Source organism: Nocardiopsis ganjiahuensis DSM 45031 (assembly GCF_000341085.1).
GTDB classification, from domain to species: Bacteria; Actinomycetota; Actinomycetes; order Streptosporangiales; family Streptosporangiaceae; genus Nocardiopsis; species Nocardiopsis ganjiahuensis.
The window spans coordinates 14,817-36,385 of the sequence record NZ_ANBA01000018.1 but is presented as its reverse complement, the minus strand read 5'-3'; the positions used below and the strand labels follow the sequence as shown (position 1 = coordinate 36,385).

Annotated in this window: 26 protein-coding genes; 16 read left to right on the top strand and 10 right to left on the bottom strand. The window is 69.1% G+C overall.

What is annotated here, in order from left to right; translation table 11 throughout:
- The first annotated feature begins 166 nt into the window (after nucleotides 1–166).
- Entirely contained in the window at nucleotides 167–469 is a 303-nt protein-coding gene (locus tag D458_RS34165; protein ID WP_017589445.1) for a Uma2 family endonuclease, read from the top strand.
- Nucleotides 470–497: 28 nt separating this feature from the next.
- Here D458_RS34165 and D458_RS0124910 read toward each other — a convergent pair whose 3' ends face one another.
- Complete coding sequence (locus D458_RS0124910; protein WP_017589444.1) at nucleotides 498–755, bottom strand: Txe/YoeB family addiction module toxin; 258 nt, start codon at nucleotides 753–755, stop codon at nucleotides 498–500.
- A complete protein-coding gene (locus tag D458_RS0124905) occupies nucleotides 752–1,018 on the bottom strand; it encodes a type II toxin-antitoxin system Phd/YefM family antitoxin (RefSeq protein ID WP_017589443.1) in 267 nt (88 codons plus the stop codon). Before D458_RS0124905 ends, D458_RS0124910 begins: the two co-directional genes overlap by 4 nt.
- 65 nt (nucleotides 1,019–1,083) lie before the next feature.
- Between D458_RS0124905 and D458_RS34160 the strand changes: the two genes are divergently transcribed.
- The 4 genes from D458_RS34160 to D458_RS0124885 all read left to right on the top strand — a co-directional run bounded on the left by D458_RS34160 (nucleotide 1,084) and on the right by D458_RS0124885 (nucleotide 3,998).
- A complete protein-coding gene (locus tag D458_RS34160; RefSeq protein WP_017589442.1) occupies nucleotides 1,084–1,458 on the top strand; it encodes a hypothetical protein in 375 nt (124 codons plus the stop codon).
- 28 nt (nucleotides 1,459–1,486) lie between these two features.
- The gene (locus tag D458_RS0124895) at nucleotides 1,487–2,176 is read left to right on the top strand and encodes a lysoplasmalogenase (RefSeq protein ID WP_017589441.1); all 690 of its coding nucleotides are present in this window, start codon (nucleotides 1,487–1,489) and stop codon (nucleotides 2,174–2,176) included.
- Between the two features lie 63 nt (nucleotides 2,177–2,239).
- Complete coding sequence (locus D458_RS0124890; RefSeq protein ID WP_017589440.1) at nucleotides 2,240–3,160, top strand: alpha/beta hydrolase; 921 nt, start codon at nucleotides 2,240–2,242, stop codon at nucleotides 3,158–3,160.
- 121 nt (nucleotides 3,161–3,281) lie between these two features.
- Complete coding sequence (locus D458_RS0124885; protein ID WP_239648060.1) at nucleotides 3,282–3,998, top strand: hypothetical protein; 717 nt, start codon at nucleotides 3,282–3,284, stop codon at nucleotides 3,996–3,998.
- Here the strand turns inward: D458_RS0124885 and D458_RS0124880 are convergent.
- On the bottom strand, nucleotides 3,974–5,158 hold the full coding sequence (locus tag D458_RS0124880) for a DUF418 domain-containing protein (protein ID WP_017589438.1): 1,185 nt from the start codon (nucleotides 5,156–5,158) through the stop codon (nucleotides 3,974–3,976). The two genes, D458_RS0124885 and D458_RS0124880, sit on opposite strands and share 25 nt — an antisense overlap.
- Nucleotides 5,159–5,277: 119 nt before the next feature.
- On the opposite strand from D458_RS0124880, the gene D458_RS0124875 reads away from it, so the two are divergent.
- A complete protein-coding gene (locus D458_RS0124875; RefSeq protein ID WP_017589437.1) occupies nucleotides 5,278–6,027 on the top strand; it encodes a TetR/AcrR family transcriptional regulator in 750 nt (249 codons plus the stop codon).
- Nucleotides 6,028–6,152: 125 nt separating this feature from the next.
- Here the strand turns inward: D458_RS0124875 and D458_RS0124870 are convergent, their stop codons facing one another.
- A complete protein-coding gene (locus tag D458_RS0124870; RefSeq protein WP_017589436.1) occupies nucleotides 6,153–6,746 on the bottom strand; it encodes a CGNR zinc finger domain-containing protein in 594 nt (197 codons plus the stop codon).
- 95 nt (nucleotides 6,747–6,841) lie between these two features.
- Here D458_RS0124870 and D458_RS0124865 point away from each other — a divergent pair, with 95 nt between their 5' ends.
- The gene (locus tag D458_RS0124865; protein WP_026119665.1) at nucleotides 6,842–7,909 is read left to right on the top strand and encodes an LLM class flavin-dependent oxidoreductase; all 1,068 of its coding nucleotides are present in this window, start codon (nucleotides 6,842–6,844) and stop codon (nucleotides 7,907–7,909) included.
- A gap of 39 nt (nucleotides 7,910–7,948) precedes the next feature.
- Nucleotides 7,949–8,578 (top strand): cysteine hydrolase family protein, encoded by a 630-nt coding sequence (locus D458_RS0124860; RefSeq protein ID WP_017589434.1) that lies wholly within the window; start codon nucleotides 7,949–7,951, stop codon nucleotides 8,576–8,578.
- Nucleotides 8,579–8,799: 221 nt separating this feature from the next.
- Here D458_RS0124860 and D458_RS0124855 read toward each other — a convergent pair whose 3' ends face one another.
- On the bottom strand, nucleotides 8,800–9,252 hold the full coding sequence (locus D458_RS0124855) for a pyridoxamine 5'-phosphate oxidase family protein (protein WP_017589433.1): 453 nt from the start codon (nucleotides 9,250–9,252) through the stop codon (nucleotides 8,800–8,802).
- 312 nt (nucleotides 9,253–9,564) lie between these two features.
- Here D458_RS0124855 and D458_RS0124850 point away from each other — a divergent pair, with 312 nt between their 5' ends.
- From D458_RS0124850 to D458_RS0124840, 3 genes are all read left to right on the top strand, one after another.
- A complete protein-coding gene (locus tag D458_RS0124850; RefSeq protein WP_394296600.1) occupies nucleotides 9,565–10,446 on the top strand; it encodes a transposase family protein in 882 nt (293 codons plus the stop codon).
- 192 nt (nucleotides 10,447–10,638) lie between these two features.
- Complete coding sequence (locus D458_RS0124845) at nucleotides 10,639–11,112, top strand: Pycsar system effector family protein (protein WP_017589431.1); 474 nt, start codon at nucleotides 10,639–10,641, stop codon at nucleotides 11,110–11,112.
- A gap of 7 nt (nucleotides 11,113–11,119) precedes the next feature.
- A complete protein-coding gene (locus D458_RS0124840; RefSeq protein WP_017589430.1) occupies nucleotides 11,120–11,851 on the top strand; it encodes an adenylate/guanylate cyclase domain-containing protein in 732 nt (243 codons plus the stop codon).
- A 9-nt stretch (nucleotides 11,852–11,860) separates the two neighbouring features.
- On the opposite strand, the gene D458_RS0124835 is transcribed toward D458_RS0124840, so the two are convergent.
- Both D458_RS0124835 and D458_RS0124830 read right to left on the bottom strand, forming a co-directional pair.
- A complete protein-coding gene (locus D458_RS0124835; RefSeq protein WP_017589429.1) occupies nucleotides 11,861–12,556 on the bottom strand; it encodes an adenylate/guanylate cyclase domain-containing protein in 696 nt (231 codons plus the stop codon).
- A 243-nt stretch (nucleotides 12,557–12,799) separates the two neighbouring features.
- Nucleotides 12,800–13,171: an ArsR/SmtB family transcription factor gene (locus D458_RS0124830; RefSeq protein WP_017589428.1), complete on the bottom strand. Its 372-nt coding sequence runs from the start codon at nucleotides 13,169–13,171 to the stop codon at nucleotides 12,800–12,802.
- 98 nt (nucleotides 13,172–13,269) lie between these two features.
- Between D458_RS0124830 and D458_RS37720 the strand changes: the two genes are divergently transcribed.
- Together D458_RS37720 and D458_RS37715 are read left to right on the top strand one after the other, a co-directional pair.
- Complete coding sequence (locus D458_RS37720) at nucleotides 13,270–13,881, top strand: MFS transporter (protein ID WP_239648059.1); 612 nt, start codon at nucleotides 13,270–13,272, stop codon at nucleotides 13,879–13,881.
- 81 nt (nucleotides 13,882–13,962) lie between these two features.
- Nucleotides 13,963–14,379 carry a hypothetical protein gene (locus D458_RS37715; protein WP_239648058.1) on the top strand — a complete coding sequence of 139 codons (417 nt, stop codon included), beginning with the start codon at nucleotides 13,963–13,965 and terminating at the stop codon, nucleotides 14,377–14,379.
- A 263-nt stretch (nucleotides 14,380–14,642) separates the two neighbouring features.
- Here the strand turns inward: D458_RS37715 and D458_RS0124820 are convergent, their stop codons facing one another.
- A complete protein-coding gene (locus D458_RS0124820; protein WP_017589425.1) occupies nucleotides 14,643–15,650 on the bottom strand; it encodes an SDR family NAD(P)-dependent oxidoreductase in 1,008 nt (335 codons plus the stop codon).
- Between the two features lie 73 nt (nucleotides 15,651–15,723).
- Between D458_RS0124820 and D458_RS34150 the strand changes: the two genes are divergently transcribed.
- The gene (locus D458_RS34150) at nucleotides 15,724–16,671 is read left to right on the top strand and encodes an AraC family transcriptional regulator (protein ID WP_040702777.1); all 948 of its coding nucleotides are present in this window, start codon (nucleotides 15,724–15,726) and stop codon (nucleotides 16,669–16,671) included.
- 78 nt (nucleotides 16,672–16,749) lie between these two features.
- On the opposite strand, the gene ychF is transcribed toward D458_RS34150, so the two are convergent.
- On the bottom strand, nucleotides 16,750–17,835 hold the full coding sequence (gene ychF, locus D458_RS0124810; RefSeq protein WP_017589423.1) for a redox-regulated ATPase YchF: 1,086 nt from the start codon (nucleotides 17,833–17,835) through the stop codon (nucleotides 16,750–16,752).
- Nucleotides 17,836–18,122: 287 nt separating this feature from the next.
- Here ychF and D458_RS0124805 point away from each other — a divergent pair, with 287 nt between their 5' ends.
- Nucleotides 18,123–19,088, top strand: coding sequence for an FkbM family methyltransferase (locus D458_RS0124805; protein ID WP_017589422.1), 966 nt, complete (start codon nucleotides 18,123–18,125; stop codon nucleotides 19,086–19,088).
- Between the two features lie 107 nt (nucleotides 19,089–19,195).
- Here D458_RS0124805 and D458_RS0124800 read toward each other — a convergent pair whose 3' ends face one another.
- A complete protein-coding gene (locus D458_RS0124800) occupies nucleotides 19,196–19,894 on the bottom strand; it encodes an alpha/beta fold hydrolase (RefSeq protein WP_017589421.1) in 699 nt (232 codons plus the stop codon).
- A gap of 210 nt (nucleotides 19,895–20,104) precedes the next feature.
- Between D458_RS0124800 and D458_RS0124795 the strand changes: the two genes are divergently transcribed.
- On the top strand, nucleotides 20,105–21,442 hold the full coding sequence (locus D458_RS0124795) for a DNA recombination protein RmuC (RefSeq protein ID WP_017589420.1): 1,338 nt from the start codon (nucleotides 20,105–20,107) through the stop codon (nucleotides 21,440–21,442).
- Nucleotides 21,443–21,569: the final 127 nt, after the last annotated feature.

Below are 21,569 nucleotides of genomic sequence, written 5' to 3'. Positions count from 1 at the left end.
GTGCACGTCAGCCCATTTCTGGCCGGACCGTAAAGGGATTAGTCACCGGTCGGAGAGCAAGATGTGTCCTCCGGGGCCAGGAAACCGTTGACCGGATGTAACCGGAGACACACCGGACCCCACCGTCACCGTGGTCGCCCCGGGGCGGAGTGGCTACCGTGGAGGCGTGACCGCTCTGCCCGAATGGATGCGCCCTCCACGGGACGAGGGCTGGTTCGCGGAGGACCTGGACCACCTCCCGGAAGCACCCCGGCACACCGAACTCATCGACGGAGCACTCGTCTTCATGACGTCCCCCCAGCGCTCCTGGCACGGTCGTCTGGTCACCGGCCTGACCACCGCCCTGACGGGTCAGGCACCCGAGGGCGTCGAGGTCGAGCGTGGGATGACCGTCCGCCTCGACGCACGCAACCGCCCCGAACCGGACCTCCTGGTCACCAGCGCCCCGTACGACCCCGACCGCACCTGAACCGGGACGCTCCCCGGCCGGACGGGCCTCAGTAGTGGTAGCGGGCCGCGAGGATCACGATCTCCCGGTCCGTCACCAGGTACACCAGGCGGTGTTCGTCGTCGATCCGCCTCGACCACGCGCCCGGCAGGTGGTACTTCAGCGGTTCCGGCTTCCCCAGACCTGTGAACGGGTCCCGGCGGATGTCGTCGATGAGCTTGTTGATCCGCACGAGCATCTTGCGGTCGGCCTTGAGCCAGGACGTGTAGTCGGCCCAGCCGTGGTCCTCGAAGACCAGCCTCCTCACTCGTCCTCCACCACGTCGGGATCGATCAGCTCCCGTTCCGACACGGACCCGGCCAGGGCGTTCTCGTAGGACTCGAGCAGGCGGCGGGCGTTCGCGGGCGAACGCAGGAGGTACGCCCCCTCGCGCAAGGCGGCGTAGTCCTCCGCGGAGACGAGTACCGCGTTGCCGTGCTTGGAGACGATCTCCACTGCGTCGTGGTCGTCGTTGACCTGTTTGATCAGGGGGAAGAGGGATCTGCGCGCTTCGCTCGCCGTGATGGCCATGGTGGAAACCCCCCAGAAGTAAGTGGTACCGAATAAGGTACCACTTGACTGACAGGAGAACCCTTGTGAACGCTTCGGACGCGCTGCTCACCCGGATCAGGACCGACCACGTGCTCGCCGGGTACCTGGAGTGGCCCGGGGACTTCGACGTCACAAGGCTGGACCCCGTCGAGGAACTGCGCCTGCCCGACGGCAGCCCTCTCGAACCGGTGGCCGGCTGCGGCGGAGGCGGCACCTACTACCTGTGCGGGACGCACGGGACCGAACCCCGTCCCGTGCTGTACACCGACTCCGAGGGCAGGGCGCCTGCGATCGGCTCTGGACCGGACCGTCCCGAACTTCCTTCCGGTGCACTCGGTGGACGGCGGCTCCCACGAACCGATCTTCACCGGCTGAGGGCCCCGGGGCGCCGTGGACTCAGCCGGGCGAGACCCGCATGAGAACGGGGCAGGCCCCTATCCTGGCGCGATGATCCCCCGGCGCCCCCTCCCCCGGGTTCTGCTGGTGCTCTTCGGGCTGATCGCCCTCGCGCACCTCGGAATCCAGCTGCTCGGCCCCGACGCCTGGTCGCGGCCCACCCAGGTCCTCCTCGTGCCCGCGCTCGCGCTGGTGCTGATCGCTGCGTCCGACCGGCCGCGCGGCCGACTGCTCGGCCTCGCCCTCGTCGCCCTGGTGTTCTCCTGGCTCGGCGACACCGCCCCGGCCCTCGCCTCCGGCGACACCGCGTTCCTGCTCATGGTGGGCTTCTTCCTGGTCGCCCAGGTGGTCTACGTGGCGGCCTTCTGGCCCCACCGCGCCCGGAGCGCCCTGTACCGCCGCCGGGCGCTCCTGGTCCCCTACGCCGGCTTCGTGGCCGCCCTGGTGTGGCTGTGCGCCCCGCACACGGGAGGTCTGCTGGTGCCCGTTCTGCTCTACGGACTGGTCCTCGGCCTGATGGCGGTCCTGGCCACCGGCCTGAACCCGTGGGTGGCGGCGGGCGGCGCGCTGTTCCTGGTCTCGGACGCCCTCATCGCGCTGCGCGCCTTCGCCCCCGGCTGGGACCTGCCCCAGGGCGGGTTCTGGGTGATGGGCACCTACATCGCCGCGCAGACCCTCATCGTGCTGGGCCTGCTCGCCCACGCACGCCCCCGGATCGAGAGAGCCGGTGCCGCGGCGTAGGGTGCCCCGCATGGACCAGTGGCCGTTCACCCGCCGTCTCCGCTCTGCCCGGCGCGGGCCCCGATGAGGTTCCGGCTGGAAGACCTCATCGACCCGCGCCTGTCGTCCCTCGTCGACGAGACCCGGGACTTCTACACGGACCGGCCGGCGGGCCGGGGGCCGAGCGGTCCGGAAGAGCTCCGCGCTCTCAGAGCCCGGGCCGGGGCCCAGGCCGCGAAAGCCGGGTCCCCACCGCTGTCGGTGGACGAGGAACTCGTCCGCTCCGGTGGGCACGAGGTGGCGCTGAGGATCCACCGGCCCGGAGCCGGACCGGCGCGGGGCGTCTTCCTGGAGATGCACGGCGGCGGGTTCTACATGGGATCGGCCGCCGCAGGCGACGTTCGGAACCGCGGGCTCGCGGACGCCCTCGGCTTCGCCGTCGTGAGCGTGGACTACAGGCTGGCGCCGGAACACCCCTGGCCCGCGGCACCCGACGACTGCGAGGCGGCGGCGCTCTGGCTCGCCGAGAACGCCGAGGACCGCTTCGGAACCGGCAGGCTCGCCGTCGGCGGGTTCTCCGCGGGAGCGACACTGGCGATGACCACCCTCCTGCGGCTGCGCGACCGGGGAACACACGCGTTCGGTGCCGCCGTGCTGCAGTTCGGGACCTACGATCTCAGCGGGCAGACCCCGGCCGGGCGGCTGATCGCCGACGAGTACTTCCTCGAGGCCTACGCGGGGCAGGCCCCCGACCGCACCCGCCCCGACATCTCACCGGTCTACGCCGACATGAGGGGCCTCCCCCCGACCCTGGTGGTCGTAGGCGAGGACGACATCCTGCTCCAGGACAACCTGGCCATGGCGACACGGCTCTCGGCAGCGGGTGTCGACGTGGATCTACGGGTCTACCCCGGAGCCCCGCACGGTTTCACGGCCCACCCGACCCCGATGGCGAACGCCGCCCGGGACGACATGGAAGCGTGGCTCCGCGACGGCCCCGGATAGCGGCCGACGCCGTGGACGGCCCGCCGACGAACGCGGAGGCGCCGAACCGGAACCCGACCGCGCGTCAGCACGGGTCCCGCCCCCCTGGTCCCGGGTCCTCCGCGCTCCTACAGTGATGCCCATGGACAAGAGCAGGCGGTCAGGCGACGGGGGCGGACCCGTGCGGCGCGGGGTCGGGAAGACGCATCCGGCGCGCCGGGTGGAGCGCTGGTTCGGGTACGGCGCGCTGGCGGGGGTGGGGCTGTTGCTGCTGTGCATCCCGCTGGGCATCGTTCTGAACCTCACCGACGCGGCCCCCGGCAGCCCCCTGTTCCTCGCGCCGCTGCTCCTGGGCTCCGTCCTGGCGGGCTTCGGCTGGATCATGTGGGGCTCGTGGTCGGCGACCCTGGACCGGTACTCCGAACCGCTCAGCGGGACCGCGAAGCTCACCCTCGCGGCCACCACCGCGATCGTCGTGAGCGTGCTGTGCGTCATGGGCGCCGGGGCTCCCCTGGTCCTGTACACCGACACCGATCCCCCGGACTCGCTGTTCCCCGTGATCATCGGCCTCGGCGGCTTCGGGGTCCTGCTCTTCGTCGGAACCCTCGTCGGGGCGGCCGTCGGCGGGGCGATCGCGCTGGGCGGCCGGCGCTGGTGGTGGGTGGGCGCGCTCCTGTCCGCGGGACTGCTCTCGATCGGCTTCGGTGTGACCTTCGAATGGCCGCTGCTCACCGTGGCGAGCGCCGCCGCACTGGTCGTGGCGTGCTTCGGCTACCGCGGGGCGCTGCGGGCCGGTCTGGCGGAGAAGAGGCCGGACGCGGTCGAGGCGGACGGCTACCGCAAGCGGACCGGCCGCTGAGCGTTCGTGAACCAGCGCAGCAGGTACTCCGCGGGGCCGTACCGGTGCCGGCGCAGCCACCAGGCGCTCAGCGCGGCCTGGACCGCGAACACCACGAGGACCGTCAGCAGCAGCTGGGGCGGGGAGAACCGCCCGGCGAGACCGAGGCCGATCCCGGTGAACAGCAGGAGTCCGATCAGGGACTGCGCCAGGTAGTTGGTCAGCGCCACGCGTCCGACCGGGGCCAGCACGCTCCTGACCCAGGCGGTCCTGCGGCCGTGCATGATCCGCAGCAGGGTGGCCGCGTACGCGGCGGCCAGGAACGGCGCCGTCGCCACGCTCACGGCGGTGGCCAGGGTGCTGCCCGCACCGCCCATCAGCGCGAACACCGCGCCGCCCGCGAGCCCCACCGGGAAGCCGATCAGCTGGATCCGGCGCAGGACCGGCTCGGTGCCGTCCAGCCCGGAGAACACGCGCCGACGCGCGGCGACCATGCCCAGGAGGAACATCGCCAGCGCCGTGGGCCCCTGGAGTGAGACGGCCTGCAGGACGAGGAGCCCGAGCCCGCCGAGGTTGTGCTCCACGACGTCGGCCGGCGTCCCGAGCATGTTCTGCGTCTGGGCGGCCGCGTCGGCCAGGGCCTCTCCGGTGCTCGGCATGAACGCGCCGCTGCCGACGAACGCCGCGCTCGCCACGAGGGAGACCAGCACGACCGCGTAGATGATCCCGGCCGTGCGGAGCGCCACCTCGTCACGGACCCGGTGCATCGCGAGCAGTACGAGCGCCACCACGGCGTACGTGGTCAGGACGTCGCCGCCGTAGAGCAGGACGATGTGGACCGCGCCGAGCGCGAACAGCCCCGCGATCCGGCGGAGCATCCGCGGAGCGAACGCCCGTCCGGCACGCCGGGCGGCGTCCGTCTGGAGGACGAAGCTGTACCCGAACAGGAAGGAGAAGAGCAGGTAGAACTTCATCGAGAACAGCGCCGAGACCACGAAGCGGGCGGCGTCGTCGACCGGGGAGGCGAACGAGGGGTCGTCGACCAGGTTCCCCGGATAGGCCGACGCCATGAAGGTGATGTTGACGGCGAAGATCCCGAAGAGCGCGAACCCGCGCAGGGCGTCGACGTCGTGGACCCGGCCGCGCTCGGCGACCGTGCGGATGCCTGTCTGACTCGTCATGCGAGAAACCATAACACTTAAACTATATGAGGTATAGTTTATTACTGAGATAAGCTGCTCCAACCCGGCCCCACCAGGCCGGACACCGCAGGGTTCGAGAAGCCGCCAGGAGCGAAAGCATGAACAACGACGCCGTGCCCGACTTCTTCCGCCGGCTCTGGCGGCTGCCGACCGCACCGGCGCGACTGGGCCGCAGGTCGACCCTGGACGTCGAGACGGTCGTCGCGTCGGCCGTGCGCCTCGCCGACGAAGGGGGGCTGGAGGCGGCGACGCTGCCGAAGGTGGCCAAGGAGCTGGACGTGACCCCGATGTCGCTCTACCGCTACGTCGGCTCCAAGCAGGAGCTGCTCCAGCTCATGCTGGACGCGGCGAGCCCGCCCCGGACGCCCGCGGCGGAGCCGTCCGGGTGGCGCGAGGGGATGCGGCTCTGGGCGAGCGACCTCTGGGAGCTGTACACGGACCGGCCCTGGATCCCCCGGGTCCCCATCTACCGTTCACCGTCCGGCCCGAACCAGATCGCCTGGCTCGAGCGGGGCTTCGCGCAGCTGGCGGACACCGGGCTCGACTGGGGCGACAAGCTCATGGTGCTCACCCTGCTGACCGGCTTCGTGCGCCACTCCGCCCTGCTCGCGCAGGACCTCGAGGAGGGGCGCTCCGACCACTCGGAGACGGAGGACAAGGACGGCTACGCACGCGCGCTGAGGGCGCTCGTCACCCCCGAGCACTACCCGCACACCGCGGAGATGCTCGCCTCGGCCGCGCTCCTGCCCTCGGACGAACCCGCCGGAGCGGCCGTACGAGCGGACTTCGACGCCGGGCTCGAACTCGTCCTCGACGGCCTCGCCCACCAGCTCCCCGAGGACGCGTAGCCCACACCCCTCCCACGACCCCTTGGGGTGCCCGCCATGGACCAACGACTCGGTCTCGTCACCCTGGGCGTGGCGTCCGCGGCCGTGTGGAAGCCCGACCGGCGACCCGTGTCCGCGTGCGGCGCTCAGCTCTGCGCTGAGCTCCGCACGCGCTTGCGGGCGTAGGATCGCGCGGCGCGCACCCGGTCGCCGCAGCGGGTCGAGCACCACTGCCGTCGCGCATGTGTGCGAAGGAAGAACCACAGGCACCCCTCCGCCTCGCAGGACGCGAGCTTCGGCGCGTCGTCTCCGGTGAGCAGCGCGGCGGCGTCCTCGGCGACGAGAGCCATGACGTGCTCGACGACCTGCGTCACCGGGTGGTCGGCGCTGCGGGTGAACCCCGTCCCCGGTTCGTAGCGCAGCAGCAGGGCTCCGGGGGCGCTGGTCAGCGCGCGGTTGAGGGCTTGCACCGCCTCGAGCGGAGGGGCACCTCCCCCGATGTGCGCGGTGAAGAGGTCCCGCAGGTTCTCGCGCAACGCCACGATCCGGCCCCGGCAGTACTCCTGCAGCACGGCGCCCGGAACGATCAGATCGCGATCCAGCAGCCACGCCCTCAGGGCCTCAGGTGTGGCCAACTCGTCACGCCACCCGCCCCGGCCCGAGTCGCTCACGCTGTTGACCAGGGCGAGACACGGGTGCTCCTCGACGCCGGGCACGGTCGGCTGAGCTGTCTCCATCATGATTCTCATGGTATCAGCCGCATTTTCGCGTGATGTCTCTGCTAGCATCTGCTCATGCCAAACAATGACATCTTCCATGAGATTCGAGTTTCCGCATGCGCACCGAAGCATCAGTAGGCACCGCGCCGTTCGCACTGTCCGTGCTCGCCGGAGGCGGAACAGGCGTCGGAACGACGGCGGAGGAAGGGCTCGCGGGCACCGTCGCGCTGGCCCGGACGGCGGACCGGCGGGGGTTCCACCGGTTCTGGATGTCGGAGCACCATGCGATGGGGGCGACATCCGTGTCCTCACCGCCGCTGATGGTCGCCCGGCTCATCGCCGAGACGACGCGCATCCGCCTCGGCGCGGGAGGGGTGATGCTCCCGAACCATGCGCCGCTGCTGATCGCGGAGCAGTTCGGAATGCTCGACGCGCTGGCTCCCGGGCGGATCGACCTGGGCCTGGGCCGCGCGCCCGGCACCGACGGCGCGACCGCCGCCGCGCTGCGGCGGGGCGCGGACGCCAATGACGGCTTCCCGCAACAGGTGCTCGAGCTGCTCGGGTTCCTCGGCGACGATTTTCCGCCAGGGCATCCGTACCGGTCCGTGCACGCGGTGCCCGGCCCGTGGCAGGCGGCTCAGAACCGAGTGCCCGAGCCGTCGACGGGACCGGAGATCTGGATGCTGGGCTCCTCGCCGTACTCCGCCCGGCTGGCCGCGCGGCTCGGTCGGCCGTACGCGTTCGCACTGCAGTTCGGCGACGCCGACATCGACACGGCTCTGCGCCTCTACCGCGAGGAGTTCCAGCCTTCCGAGGTGCTCGCCGAGCCCCGCACGCTCGTCAGCGTGCCCGTCGCGGTCAGCGATGTCCCGGTCGAGTCGAAGCGCCAGGCAGCGACGTCCGCCATGGCGATGCTGCGCATGTTCACACGCAAGGGCTACCTCCTGCTGCCGCCGGACGAGGTCGACGCCTACCAGGCCACGGCGCAGGAACGGCAGGTCCTCGACACCTATGTCGACCTCAGCTTCCACGGCACCCCCGCCACGGTCGCCGACCGCCTCGAATCCCTGCACGAACGCACCGGTGTCGACGAGATCATGCTCGTCGTCAGCGGGCACTCGGCCGAGCTCGACCGGCACGGGGTCGAGCTGATCGCCGACCACTACGACCTTCCGCGCACCTGAAGACCCGTCCGTCCCGCACCCCATGAAAGGGAGAACACCATGACCGCACCACGCCGAGCCCTCATCGTCGTCGACGCCCAGCAGGAGTACTTCGAAGGGCTCCTCCCGATCCAGCACCCCGCCCGCGGCGAGTCGATCGCTCGCATCAGGGCCGCACTCGATGCCGCGGAGCAGTCCGGCGTCCCGGTCGTGCTCGTCCAGCACGAGCTCCCCGCGGAGTCCCCGGTCTTCGCCGCCGAGTCGGCGACCTGGCAGAACCACCCCGAGGTCGCCGCCCACGAGGAGCGCGCGTCCAAGCGCATCGGCAAGCAGTTCTCCAGCGTCTTCGCGGGCACCGGCCTCGAGGCGTGGCTGCGTGACGAGGGCATCGACACGATCACCCTGGTCGGATACATGACCAACAACTGCGTGATCGCCTCCGCGGCCGCCGCCGAGCCGCTCGGATTCGCCGTCGAGGTCCTCTCCGACGCGACCGGGGCGGTCGGCCTCGCGAACGACGCCGGCAGCGCGCCCGCACGGCAGGTCCACGAGACGCTCATGGCGCTGCTCCACTCGAACTGGGCCGCCGTCGCCGACACCGACACCTGGACGGCCGCCCTGCAGGCCGGCGAGGCGCTGGGCAAGAGCGACCTGGTCACCTCAGCGGCACAGGCCCGCGAGCTCGCCTGACGGGCGATCCGGTGCCGCTGCGGGCGTCATCCCCGAAGCCGACTCAGCGCCGGAGCCGCTGACGGCCGTGCCCCGGCCCGGCTCTCGGCACCGGGAAAACGACGGGGGCGGGCCGATGGCTCGGCCCGCCCCCGCGTGAACTCGTGGGTTCGGTGGATCACATGCTGACGGATCGGACGTCGAAGCGGAGCTTCACGAGGCCGCCTCGCGCCGGACGCGCTTCACCAGCACACCTTCTCCACCACCGTCGGCGGCTCCGACCGGGCGTCGTAGCAGCGCAGCCACCCGGGCACGACGCGCACCACCGCGAAATCCTCGTCGAGCACGCGCGAACCCGGGAACTGCGCGAGGTAGGCGCGCCCGTAGGCCTCCCGCTCCGGGCCCGCGAGGATGTCGGCGTCTCCCTCGACTTGCACCGAGACGCCGTCGTCCCAGCCGATCACCAGCGCGACGCGGGGCTTCTCCCGGATGTTGGCGACCTTGCGGGTCCCGTTGGGGGAATCGAAGACGAGTTCGCCGTCGTCGGTGACAGCGACACCGACCAGCGCTGCCTCCGGGTGGCCGTCGGCGTCGATGGTGGCGACCACGCCCTGCCGCGCGTCCCGTACGAACGCAACGAAGCGGGCACGCGTCATGGCGTCCGTCACTTCTTCCCCCAGGGGTTCGTCCGACACGGGGCCCGACTAGACGTTGAAGCGGAACTCCACCACGTCGCCACGGATACCAACCTCTGGGTTCGACAGGCGGTGCGTCCGACGCGGCCGCCCTGTAGGTGTGGGGACAGCTGTGCAAGACCTCTTTAAGCTCAGCCTCGGGACAGCCAGTTAGCGCATCTTGAAGTCGAGACACTCGTGCAACCGAGGGGTCCCGTGGCACATGGGCCGTCCTTACGAGTTGGTGCGTGATAGCGGGTGAGGCACCACTGAAGAGTCGTAGCATGCTCTGGTCGTGACGATCAAGGTCAATCGTGCGGTCCTGGCCCACCCCTGGCTCACCGGCATATCCCAGCATCACCTGGCCGCGCTCATCGAGGAGCTAGCCCACCCCTGGGCAACAGCCGTCGAAGACCACCGGCACCGGCACCGGGGCGGAGGAAACAGGACACCGGGGCGGGCGCCCGACACCGCCTGGTCTTCACCGACCGCCTGGTGGTCACCCTGATCCATCTGCGCCACGACCTGCCGCACGCAGTGCTGGGACTACTGTTCGGGGTGGACCGCTCCACCGTCACACGTGCCGTGGGCCAGATCCGAGCCCTGTTGGCCGAGCGCGGATGCGCGGTCCCCGACCGGCCAGGGATACGTCTGCGTACCGTGGAGGACGTGTTCGCCTACGCCCAAGCCGAAGGCGTCGAACTCCGACTGGACGCCACCGAGATCCAGGTGCGCAGGCCCCGTGCGGGCCGGGGTGGGCGACGCGCGTTCGTGTCGGGAAAGAAGAAGCAGAACACGATGAAGGCCACGGTGGTCGCCGACCATCGCGGGCGCACGTTGTGGACCGATGCGATGCGCCCCGGGAGGATGCACGACGCCACCGCGGTGCGTACCGAGGGCATCGACTCCTGCTTCCGGAACTTCCCGCAGGTGGAGGTGCTGCTCGACGACGGCTACCTCGGCCTGCGACGCGACCACCCGGGGAAGGCCATCACCCCGCTACGCAAAACGAACAAGAGTGCTCTGCCCGAGTTCCACGAGCGGTGGAAACACCATCGTCACGCGCACTCCTTGGACCGCATCACCGTCGAACACGCCTTGGCCGACCACAAACGTTGGAAGCAACTGATGCGCTGGACCCATCGGAGTGAGAACCTCCCCGCCACCTATCAGGCCATCGCCGGGCCGGTCTCCGACCGCACTGCGAACATCTGAAAAGCACCGCGGACGGGATCACCATGCCTCACCCGCTATCACGCACCAACTCGTTAGTACCCTAGAGCCATGTTTCGAATGCCGTCCTGGCTCGGAGGACGACGGGCCACCGAGGGCCGTTCACACGACTTGCCCACGCCCGTCAGCTCCCCCGAGCCGAACCCGGACCATGCATGGAAGACACTCGCATTGATGAACGAGTGGATTCGCCACTCGGATGCGAAGGCCGGTGTGACGCTGGCCTTCACCGGGGTGATGGCGACGACGACATTCAACCTCGCAAAGGACTTCACTCATCGGACTGCGGTGTTCGACAGTCTGGTTGTCATCGCGTGCCTCTTGCTGGTCATCACGGGCGCTTTGTGTGGATGGACGCTGACACCGCGGGTGAAGGACAAGGATGCAGATCGGGACGCGATCAACAGGCTGTTCTTTGCCAGCATCGATCGAAACTTCAGGGGCAAACGGCAGGAGTACAGCGAGGTGCTCCACACTCTGACCTCTGATCCTGTCGGGCTGACGAAGGATCTCGCAGATCAGATCCATGTCAATGCGCGTATCGCCACGGTGAAAGCAACCGCCGCAAAGCGGGCCATCCGGTGCGCACTCGCTGCAGGTGCCGCGATCGCGATCCTGGCCCTCGTCATCGGCAACACGAACAGCTAGGGCGCAGATGGACGGCAACTACAGACCATACGACTGGACGGCCAGCTCGGCCCGGATCAAATCGATCCTGGATCAGCCGGCGGGGGCGTACGAGGAGGTTGACGGGCTCCCCGACCGGGACAAGCTCACGTTCGCGAACGGCTTCTATGGAATGTGCTCGGCGATCTTCATTGACATCCGAGACTCCTCCGGCCTGATGTCGAAGCACAAGCGGCCCGTTCTTGCGAAGATCTATCGGTCATTCATCTCGGAGATGGTCGCTGTCCTCAACTCCGACCCCTACGTGCGCGAGGTGAATATCGTCGGCGACTGCGTGTGGGCCTCCTACAAGACGACGCAGGTCAATCACATCGACGATGTGTTCGCAATCGCTGCACAGGCCAATACCCTCCTGAAGCTCCTCAACCACCACTACGAGAAGGCAGGGATCACCCAGCTCGGTATCGGCATCGGTGTCGAGTACGGGCGAGTCCTCATGATCAAGGCCGGGTATAGCGGCAGCACGATCAACGACGTCGTGTACATGGGGGACGTCGTCAACAGAGCAGCCCATCTGGCGCATCTGGCAGGGCGTGGCTGGGGATCGAGCCCGATCTTCGTGGGTGATGTCCTCTACTCGAACCTGAACGAGAACAACCAGGGTCTGCTCCGACCGCAGTGGACGTCCGGCATCGGAACCGTGCACCAGGGGAACCCCATCATCCCGCCGATGAACGAGTGGATCAGCGCCCTCGGTTGAGATCCGACGTTAGATCGACCACCAAAACGTCGACCCGTAGATCTGATAGCCCATGTCGGAGGTTCCCAGGTCAGTCCACATGCTCCGCTTCGGGTCACCCCCGAGCTTCGAGGCCTCGCTCAGCCTGCTGTAGACATCGGCGGTGATGTAGGTCGGGTAGCGAGGCTCGAGCGCGGCCAGCTTCGCCGCATTGTTTGCCGCGTTCCCAACCCACACCAAGTCGTTGCTGCCTCGGATGCCTGTTCTGGCGACGAAAAGCTTCGAGGTGTCGATGCCAACCCGCTGCTTGAGCACGAAGGTACTCTTCGGGTACTTCTCGGCGATCTTCGCTGCCACGATGTTCTTGGATGCCCAATTGATCTGCAGCCCGCACTTCGCGGCGTCGGAGTTCTTCGAGTCCCCGATGAACACACCCATCACACGGTCCCCATCGTAGGCGGTGATGATGCCACCCCGCGCCCGAATGATCTTCGCAGCACAGTAGAGGTAGCTCTTGTAGATCTCAGCGGCGAACCAGTCCTTATACCCCTTGACCATCTTCGTGGAAGACGCAAGATCCGCGTAGAGGACCGTTGCGTCGAGCTCGACGGCAAGGTTCTTCAGGGGAAGGTCATCGGCGTCGGGCACCTTCTGACCTGCGCGACGCTCCCACTGCTCGTCGACGGTCTTCTGGACGTACCCGTCCAGTTCATCTTTCAGGCTCATGTCGAGGCTCCTCCTCCATGCTCGACTCGTGCGATGGCTTGGCCAACCTGGCTACTGCTCCGTGCGGCAGTCCCGATGATGCCTGGTTTTGCACGTGTCCAGCACTGCTGTCAGATTTTGGGAGAAGTTATGGCCGCGACACTGGCAAAAGTATTGATCTGCCAGGCGATTTTTAAGTATTGAACCTAAATTCAACTGAGTTCCGGCACGAAGCAACCTCTGCAGCTCTGCTGACGAGACGCTTCAGGTCGCGTCGGGCGTCCAGTTGAGTACGAGATCGACGAGACCGGGGAAGCGGGCGTTCAGGTCTTCGAGGCGGACTCGACTGCGTCGCTCGAGGCCGTACTGGCGCTGCGTGATGATGCCGGCCTCGCGCAGCGCCTTGAAATGGTGGGTCAGCGTGGACTTCGGGCGGTCGAAGCCGAACCACCCGCAGGTCTGATCGAAGTCTTCAGATGCCAGCAGGAGTCGCTGCACGATCGTCAGCCGCAAAGGCTCGGCCAGCACGCCCATGACGCGCTCAAGGCGGATGTTCTCAGCCGCCGGTTCGGGCAGCCGGCCGGGGAGTTCGCCCGGAGCCTCGCCCAGCATGTAGGTCTGCGCAAGTGTGTGCATGACCGCAGTCTACTCGATGTACGAGATTCTTCGTACTGATGGTAAGTTCGACTCAATTCGTACAACTACGAGGAACTTCGAACTAGGCGGTGCAGGTGATGAGAGCAGTCGAACAGCGGAATCTCGGTTGGTCCCTGGCAGCAGCACTGACGGTCGTGTCCGTGTTCGTGCTGTCCAACGCACCGACGCCGCTGTATGTCGAGTGGCAGCGGCAGTGGGGCTTCTCCTCAGGGGTACTCACCATAATCTTCGCCTGCTACATGGTCGGCCTAGTGGGGACGCTGGTCGTCGCAGGACGGCTCGCGGACCGATACGGACGTCGCCTGGTCCTGATCCCCGCGATGCTGGTCGCGATCCTGTCCGGTGCGCTGTTCCTGCTGGCCCAAGGCGTGCTTTGGCTCTTAGCAGCCCGCCTGCTCGCCGGCATGGCCGTTGGCGGCGCTGTGACCGCGGGAATGGCCGCGGTCGTCGATGTCGCCCCGACCGCCAGCAAGAGAGCCGGAGGGCTCATCGCGTCCGCCTCTATGGTGCTTGGCGCAGGACTCGGCCCGATGCTCTCGGGCATTACCGCGAAGACCACCGCCACACCGCAGCTGTGGACCTTCGCCATCGTCACGGCGCTGGGAATCGCGGCCCTGGCAGTCAGCACGCAATTGCCGCTGGCACAGCCAGCGCACGTCGGACGCACGCATGAACGACTCCTTCGCTGACCGACGCCCCCACGTGATCGCAAACGTGAGCTCCTGTGGGGTACAGCGACCTTCGGCCCGGGCATCACAGCAACGTCTTTCGTGCTCTCGCTGGGACCATCGGTGCTGGCCCGCCCCATCGGCGCTCCGGACCCCTTGATCGCCGGGGTCGTCGCCTGCGCCATGTTCCTGCTCGCAACCGGGATCCAATTCGCTGCGGGAAGCCTCAACACTCGCTCCCATCTCGCACTCAGTTCCATCGCCGCTGTGGCCTCGATGGGGATGCTTGCCCTGGCTGTGACGGTGACGCCGTGGTGGCCGATCTTCCTTGTGGCCGCGCTGCTTGCGGGCACCGCCCAGGGACTCGGCCAGCTCGCCGGCCTCACACTCATCGCCACGCGCATCTCTCCGGGCCGGCGCGCCGAGTCCAACGCCGCGCTCAATATCTCCGGCTACATCCCCGCCGGAATCCTGGCCGTGGACGGCGGCATGGACGCCCTGCGGCTACGGCCCCGGTAGCCGGCCGGTCGCCGTATCCGGTCCGATCGCGGCGGCCGACCCACCACCAGCGCGCCACAGAAGGTCACCCCGACCGCGGCGAACACCGCGCCGATCACCCAGGCCCCGGACCGAGGAGGTTCCCGACCAGGAGTTGCGGGACAGCGGCACGCTCCCGGCGCGCAGCACCGGTTTGGCCACCACGGCGACGACAACTCGATCATTCAGGCCCGTGCCCGTCCCGCTGCTCCAGGGAACCACCCGGTGCCTCTCCGAATGAACTCTCAGTTCGATCGCGTCGGCGCCTCGAGGAGCTGCTCGCTCAACTCCCAGAGGCGCTGCGCCGATCGCGGGTCGATGGAATGTGACATGACCTCTGCCGGAGGACTGGCTGCGGACATCGGCCTCGGCTCATCGTCCAAGGGCGAGATGTCGTTGTCTTTGAGATAGACACCGCCGATCCGGGCGAGCAATGGGCTAGTAGCCGCGAACACGATGGTGCCGGCTCCCTGCTGCGGCGTCTTCTTCCCGTGTTCGGGGTCGATGACCGGGTGCCCGGACTCATCGATCAGGCCCTGGGCGCGCAGCGCCTCCCCACCCGCCGCGCTGTTCAAGTTGGTACCGACGACGACACCTGGATGGGCGGCGTACCCACGGATCCCGTCCTCCGCCCACCGGTGGTCGAGTCCGACCGCGAACAGGACGTTCGCGGTCTTGGACTGCGCGTAGGCAAGGCCGGGTGAATACTCGGTGACCTGGAAGTTCGGGTCATCCCACAAGATGTCGGAGAACCGCTGTGCTCCCGAGGACACATTGACGACACGTGCACCCTGAGCTGCTCGTAGCGACGGCAGCAACGCCCGGGTGAGCTGGAAGTGGCCGAGGTGGTTGGTCGCGAACTGCGCCTCGTAGCCGCGTACGTCCCGTACGAGCTCCCCAGGGGGAGAGCCGGCGTTGTTGATCAGAATGTGCAGCGGTCGCCCCGATTCGACGAAGCTGGCGGCGAAGGCGTCGATCGACGCGGGGTCGAGGAGATCAAGCCGACCGACCCCGACTCGCTCGATCCCCTTCACCGCCTCTGCCGCGCGTCCCGGGTCGCGCGCACCGATGGTCACCGAGGCCCCGGCTCTGCTCAGTGCGCGCGTGGTCTCCAGCCCGATTCCGGCGTGCCCTCCCGTGATGACGGCGTTCCTACCCGAGAGGTCGATGCCCGCCAGGACGTCCTGCGCTGTCGCCGAGGCGGTGAACCCCGAGCCCACGGGGTGCTGTTTGTGTGCGGTGTTCTCAGCCATGCCACCATCCTCGCCAGCCGAGTGCGCACTGTGAATGGTTGTCAGTCCCGTTTTCTTACGCGAGAGTACGGACATGGTCACTGATCGTCTGTCCGAGGTGCTGGATCTCGTCGAGGTTCGTGGCGTGCTCTCCGGCGGTATCGCCGTGCGGGGCCGATGGGTCAGCCGCGCCGAAGTCCGCATTCCGCTGAAATTCGTCGCCGTGGTGTGCGGTCGCGCCCGGCTCGACACAGACGGCATCACGGCCCCGATCTCACTCGGGCCAGGGGACGTCGTCATTTTGAACGACAGATCGTGGCTGGAGATCGAAGGCGGTTCAGGTGACGGAGCACGCCATGAAATCACGCCCGAGGAGGACTTCTCCTCCGCTCGTCTCATCGCGGCGGATCGTGAGGCGGACGATGTCATCGTGGGCGGTCGCATCGAACTCACCCCTGTCGGCAGGGCACTGCTGCTGAACGTCCTGCCGCCGGCGGCGCTCGTTCGAACGTCGGCAGCGGATTCGGCTCCCCTGCGCGGCAGCCTTCACCGCCTCCTCGACGAGGTGACCGAAGGTCGGGCCGGTTCAGCATTCGCGATCCGCCAACACGGCCAACTCCTACTGCTGGAGGTGTTGAGGGCCTACGCCGATAGCTCCGAACTCCCCGCGGGATGGCTCGGTGTCCTTCAGGATGAACGGCTACGGCCCGCACTCGACCTCATGCACGAACATCCGGAGCAGCCGTGGGGTCTCCATGATCTCGCACGCGCCGCCGCCATGTCGCGCACATCCTTCGCCCAGCGCTTCCGTAAGGCGGCGGGTGAACCGCCGCTGACCTACCTCAGCCGCTGGCGCATGCTGCTCGCACGACGCGCACTGCGGGACAGCAACGCCCGGGTCTCAGCCCTGGCCTCGGAGCTGGGCTACGCGTCCGAGGGCGCCTTCAGCACAGCGTTCAAGCGTGTTGTGGGCGAGTCGCCTCTCCGGTACCGACAGCGCGTGCGGGCTCATCCGAGGAACCGTCCAGGAAACAGCGCCTAGCCCTGGGCGGGCCGGCGGGCGCGTGTCGGCGCGGATAGGGCGGGCCGAGAACTCGGCCCGCCCCCGTGTGGCTTCGGATCAGACGTTGAAGCGGAACTCCACCACGTCGCCGTCGGCCATCACGTAGTCCTTGCCCTCGATGCGGACCTTGCCCGCGGAGCGGGCGGACTGCATGTCCCCGGCCGCGACCAGGTCGTCGAAGGAGACGATCTCGGCCTTGATGAAGCCGCGCTGGAAGTCGGTGTGGATGACCCCGGCCGCCTCGGGGGCGGTGGCACCCTGGTCGATCGTCCAGGCGCGGGTCTCCTTGGGCCCTGCGGTCAGGTAGGTCTGCAGCCCCAGGGTGGAGAAGCCGACCCGGGCGAGCTGGGCCAGGCCGGACTCGGTCTGGCCGAGGGACTCCAGCAGTTCCTGGGCCTCGTCGTCCTCCAGCTCGGCCAGCTCCGCCTCGATCTTGGCGTCGAGGAAGATGGCCTCGGCCGGGGCGACCAGCTCCTGGAGCTTGGCGCGCAGGGCCTCGTCGCCGAGTTCGTCGCTGTCGAGGTTGAACACGTAGATGAACGGCTTGACGGTGAGCAGGCTCAGCTCACGCAGCCGGTCCAGATCCACGTCCTTGGCCTGGGACAGGGAGACGCCCTCGTCGAGGATCTCCTGCGCGGCCTTGGCGGCCTTGAGGAGCTCCTGGGAGTCCTTGTCCTTGGCGTTGCGCTTGGCGTCCTTCTCCAGGCGCGGAATCGCCTTCTCCAGGGTCTGGAGGTCGGCGAGGATCAGCTCGGTGTTGATGGTCTCGATGTCGCGGGAGGGCTCGACGTCACCGTCGACGTGTGTGACGTCGGCGTCCTCGAAGGCCCGGATGACCTGGCAGATCGCGTCGCTCTCGCGGATGTTGGCGAGGAACTTGTTACCCAGGCCCTCACCTGTGGAGGCGCCGCGCACGATGCCCGCGATGTCGACGAAGTCCACCGTGGCAGGCAAGATCTTCGCCGAGCCGAAGATCTCGGCCAGCTTCGCGAGCCGGGCATCGGGCACGCCCACGACTCCGACATTGGGCTCGATGGTCGCGAACGGGTAGTTCGCGGCCAGAGCGTCGTTCTTGGTCAGCGCGTTGAAAAGGGTGGACTTGCCAACGTTGGGCAGGCCGACGATCCCGATAGACAGACTCACAAGGTCAGAGTCTATGCGGACCAACGGGTCGGCCGAGCCGTCGCCGCCGGAAAGCGGACGCCCGCCGCCCCCGGCGGAAAGCAGACACCAGCGCCGAAAGGCAATCATCAAAACACACTGCACCGAAGTGACTACTCAGAGTAGGTTCGGGATGCGGCCGGGCACCGCGGGCGGGGGTCGGACAGGCACGGCACCGGCTCGCGCGGCACCACCCATCGAAGGACGGGGCACTCGGCCGTCCCGGCAGCAGCCACCGCGGCACCGTTCTTTTTTGAGGGGATGACACTGTGGTCCAGGACCAGCTACGCGCGCTCGTGCACCGGTACCCGATCGTGCGCTTCGCCACCCGGCAGATCCGCGTCCACCTGCCCAGGCGGTTCGGCGGACTGGACCCGGCCCGGGTGCCGCCGTGGAACCGCCGCTTCTCCCTGGCCCTGCCCCGCCCCGCGGACGACCGCCGCCGGGTCGGACCCGACACCCTCACCCTTCAGCTGCCCGGAGACCTGACCGTCCCCCGCCGGCTGGCCGTCTCCGGCCTGGCCAGGCACGAACCCGACAGCCTCGCCAACTTCATGGCGATCCTCGACCACACCCGCCCCGGAGCCGTCCTCGACATCGGCGCGGGGGTCGGGGTGTACTCGATGCTGGCCGCCGCGCGCACCCGCCGCCCCGTCTTCGCCTTCGAACCCACCCCGGAGATCGCCTCCGCCGCGCGTGCCGTCTCCACCTCCGCCGACCTCGGCTTCACCGTGGTCGAGCTGGCCCTGAGCAACCACAACGGCACCGGGCACCTGCGCCGCGCCCTGCACAACGACATGTGCAACCGGCTGGTCCACACGACCCGGACGGGGCTCACGCACGTCACCGTGCCCACGGCCACCCTGTCCCGCTGGAACGAGACCGCGGCGGCCTACCCCACCGTGGTCAAGATCGACACCGCCGGAACCGAACCGGACGTGGTCGCCGGAGGGCTGGAGGTCCTGCGCCGCTACCGCCCCTGGGTCCTGACCAAGGTGCGCCCCGACCGGGGCCTGGAGGAGCGCCTCATGGCCCTCATCGACCCGCTGGAGTACCTGTGGTTCCCGATCAGCGGAGACCCGCCCTACGAGCCGCGCACGGAGATCTCCGGCCGGGCCTCCCCCGCCTGGGAGCGCATGTGGATGCTCGCCCCCGAGGAGCCCCCGAGCGAGTTCTGGGAGTCCGTCACCCTGTGGCGCAAGGCCCTCAGGGCCTGCCGGGGACGACCCGACTGACCCGGTAGGACACTCCTCGCTCCGGAGGCCCTCCCGTTCGCGGCCCGGAGCTCCGCGCCCTCTTGGCCGGCGCCACCGCGTCGGCGGCGGCCGCAGCCCGGAACCGGTCAGATCCAGCCGTCGAGGGCGGTGAGCAGACCCGGCAGGTCGTCGCGGTGCACGCAGTGTCCGGCGCCCTCCACCGTGCGGACGGTGAAGCCGCGGTCGGCCAGGATCCGGGCGCCCTCGGGGCCGATCGGCGAACCCACGCCCGCGATCACCGCGAGGGAGGGGACCTCGGCCGTCTTCGGGAAGTGGTCCGTCCCCGCGAAGTGTTCGCCCACCCACGTGTGGAAGGCGGGGTCGGCGGCGGCGAGGCCCTCGAGCTCGATCCGCACGTCCTCGTCGCTCCACAGCGGATGGAGTTCGCGCACCTGGGCGGCGTCCGCGGTGGCGAACACCTCCCGCATCCGCTCCCCCGCGCCGTCGGGCAGCGGCGGGACGCGAAAGGCCGGGTCGACGTGGACGGCCCGGTCCGGACACAGGTGGCCCAGGGCCAGGGACAGCGCCACACAGCCGATGGAGTGGCCCATGACCAGGTCGGCTCCGACCGGCAGGGTGTCGACGAGGTCCTGGCGGAGCGCCTCCGTCGAGTACTCACCGCGCGGGCTCCCGCCGTGTCCGCGCAGATCCACACCCACCACCCGGTAGCCGCGTCGGACGAGCACCTCCTCGACCGCGTGCCAGGTTCGGTGCAGGGAGGAGCCGCCGTGCACGAGGAGGGCGGTACGGTCTCCGTCTCCACTGGTGTGGGTGGCGAGGCGCATGTCGGGCCTTTCTCCGGGGAACAGCGGACGTCACGGGGATTCCGGAAAGCGTGCGGGTTCACCCCGGCTCCGGCAACCCCCGGCCATGGCCGGGTTCGGCCAACGGGCCCGTTCCCGGAGGAGGCGGCCGCGCCCGCCCCGGCCGCCCTGCTGTCCGAAATCCTGCGCGTTGGGAAGCACGCGGCCCCCGGGGATTGAGAGCATGGCGCCATGGACGCCCTCGCACTCGTACTCGTACTCCTCGTCGGACTGGCCATCGGCGCCGCCGTGGGCTGGATGCTCGCCCGCGGCCGCGACGCCGAGGCCCGCGCGGACGCCCGGGCGGCGGAGGAACGCGCCGCCTACGTGGAGGAACAGCTCGCGGACCGGTTCCGCGCGCTGTCCGCGCAGGCCCTGGACCAGACCAACCAGCGCTTCCTCGAACTCGCCGAGGGGCGGCTGCGGGCGGTCAGCGCGGAGGCCGGGGGCGACCTGGACGAGCGGCGGCGCGCCGTCGAACGGATGGTGGAACCGCTCACGGCGACCCTGAACCGCGTGGAGGCGCAGCTCAGGGAGGTCGACGCCGGGCGGGCCGCCGCGCACGCGGAGCTGGCCAAGCAGGTCGAGTACGTGCGCGAGGGCTCGGACCGTCTGCGGGACCAGACGCAGTCACTGGTGACGGCGCTGCGTAGGCCCGAGGCGCGCGGCCGGTGGGGTGAGCTCCAGCTGCGCCGGGTGGCGGAGCTGGCCGGGATGGCCGCGCACTGCGACTTCGAGGAGCAGGCGGTGTCCGGGGCGCAGCGCCCGGACATGGTGGTGCGGATGGCGGGCGGCAAGAACGTCGTCGTGGACTCCAAGGTGCCGCTGGCCGCCTACCTGGACGCGGTGGAGGCCGGGGAGGGCCCGGGTGCGGAGGAGCGGCTGCGCGCGCACGCCCGGCACGTGCGCACCCACGTGGACCAGCTGGCGGCGAAGTCGTACTGGGCGGCGTTCACCCCGGCACCCGAGTTCGTGGTGCTGTTCATCCCGGGTGAGGCGTTCCTGGCCCCGGCGCTGGAGTACGACTCCGAGCTGCTGGAGTACGCGATGGCGCGGCGGGTGCACATCGCGACGCCGACCACCCTGATCTCGCTGCTGAGGACCGCGCAGTACGCGTGGCAGCAGGAGGCGCTGAGCGAGAACGCCCGCGAGGTGTTCGACCTGGGCAAGCAGCTGCACGCGCGGCTCGCGACGCTGGGCGGGCACGTGGAGGGGCTGGGCCGGGCGCTGAACCGCACGGTGGGCGCCTACAACCAGACCGTGGGGTCGCTGGAGAGCCGGGTGCTGGTGACCGCGCGGCGGTTCGGCGAGCTGGGCCTGGTCGACGGTGACCTGGACCGGCTCTCGGGGGTGACGGAGCGGCCGCGTACGGTGGCGGCACCGGAGCTCACGGACCTGACGCCGCCCGAGTCGGACATGTCCGTTCCGGGCGTCGCGGACGCGGCCGATTTTGCCGGTATTCGGCGTGGGGGTAACCGCCACAACGGTTCGCCCCAAAAAGATCACCAGGAGACTGTTCACGGAGAGTGACGAAACGGCCATGTGTCTGGAACCGGCCAGAACCAGGCGGGGATATCCCGGCGTCCAAGGGGTGGAAGCCGCGTTCGACCCGGAAGGGGCAAGTGGCCGAAATGACGACACGATCCCAGGAATGACC

Bases quoted from the DNA above. Each gene is read 5' to 3' on its own strand.
- D458_RS0124865 (WP_026119665.1), top strand. From the start codon at position 6,842: ATGCGCACCGAAGCATCAGTAGGCACCGCGCCGTTCGCACTGTCCGTG.
- D458_RS0124860 (WP_017589434.1), top strand. From the start codon at position 7,949: ATGACCGCACCACGCCGAGCCCTCATCGTCGTCGACGCCCAGCAGGAG.
- D458_RS0124800 (WP_017589421.1), bottom strand. From the start codon at position 19,894: ATGCGCCTCGCCACCCACACCAGTGGAGACGGAGACCGTACCGCCCTC.
- D458_RS34150 (WP_040702777.1), top strand. From the start codon at position 15,724: ATGGTCACTGATCGTCTGTCCGAGGTGCTGGATCTCGTCGAGGTTCGT.
- D458_RS0124875 (WP_017589437.1), top strand. From the start codon at position 5,278: ATGAACAACGACGCCGTGCCCGACTTCTTCCGCCGGCTCTGGCGGCTG.
- D458_RS0124820 (WP_017589425.1), bottom strand. From the start codon at position 15,650: ATGGCTGAGAACACCGCACACAAACAGCACCCCGTGGGCTCGGGGTTC.
- D458_RS0124840 (WP_017589430.1), top strand. From the start codon at position 11,120: ATGGACGGCAACTACAGACCATACGACTGGACGGCCAGCTCGGCCCGG.
- D458_RS0124890 (WP_017589440.1), top strand. From the start codon at position 2,240: ATGAGGTTCCGGCTGGAAGACCTCATCGACCCGCGCCTGTCGTCCCTC.
- D458_RS37720 (WP_239648059.1), top strand. From the start codon at position 13,270: ATGAGAGCAGTCGAACAGCGGAATCTCGGTTGGTCCCTGGCAGCAGCA.
- D458_RS0124905 (WP_017589443.1), bottom strand. From the start codon at position 1,018: ATGGCCATCACGGCGAGCGAAGCGCGCAGATCCCTCTTCCCCCTGATC.
- D458_RS0124835 (WP_017589429.1), bottom strand. From the start codon at position 12,556: ATGAGCCTGAAAGATGAACTGGACGGGTACGTCCAGAAGACCGTCGAC.
- D458_RS0124870 (WP_017589436.1), bottom strand. From the start codon at position 6,746: ATGATGGAGACAGCTCAGCCGACCGTGCCCGGCGTCGAGGAGCACCCG.
- D458_RS0124885 (WP_239648060.1), top strand. From the start codon at position 3,282: ATGGACAAGAGCAGGCGGTCAGGCGACGGGGGCGGACCCGTGCGGCGC.
- D458_RS0124845 (WP_017589431.1), top strand. From the start codon at position 10,639: ATGAACGAGTGGATTCGCCACTCGGATGCGAAGGCCGGTGTGACGCTG.
- D458_RS0124795 (WP_017589420.1), top strand. From the start codon at position 20,105: ATGGACGCCCTCGCACTCGTACTCGTACTCCTCGTCGGACTGGCCATC.
- D458_RS0124830 (WP_017589428.1), bottom strand. From the start codon at position 13,171: ATGCACACACTTGCGCAGACCTACATGCTGGGCGAGGCTCCGGGCGAA.
- D458_RS0124880 (WP_017589438.1), bottom strand. From the start codon at position 5,158: ATGACGAGTCAGACAGGCATCCGCACGGTCGCCGAGCGCGGCCGGGTC.
- D458_RS0124895 (WP_017589441.1), top strand. From the start codon at position 1,487: ATGATCCCCCGGCGCCCCCTCCCCCGGGTTCTGCTGGTGCTCTTCGGG.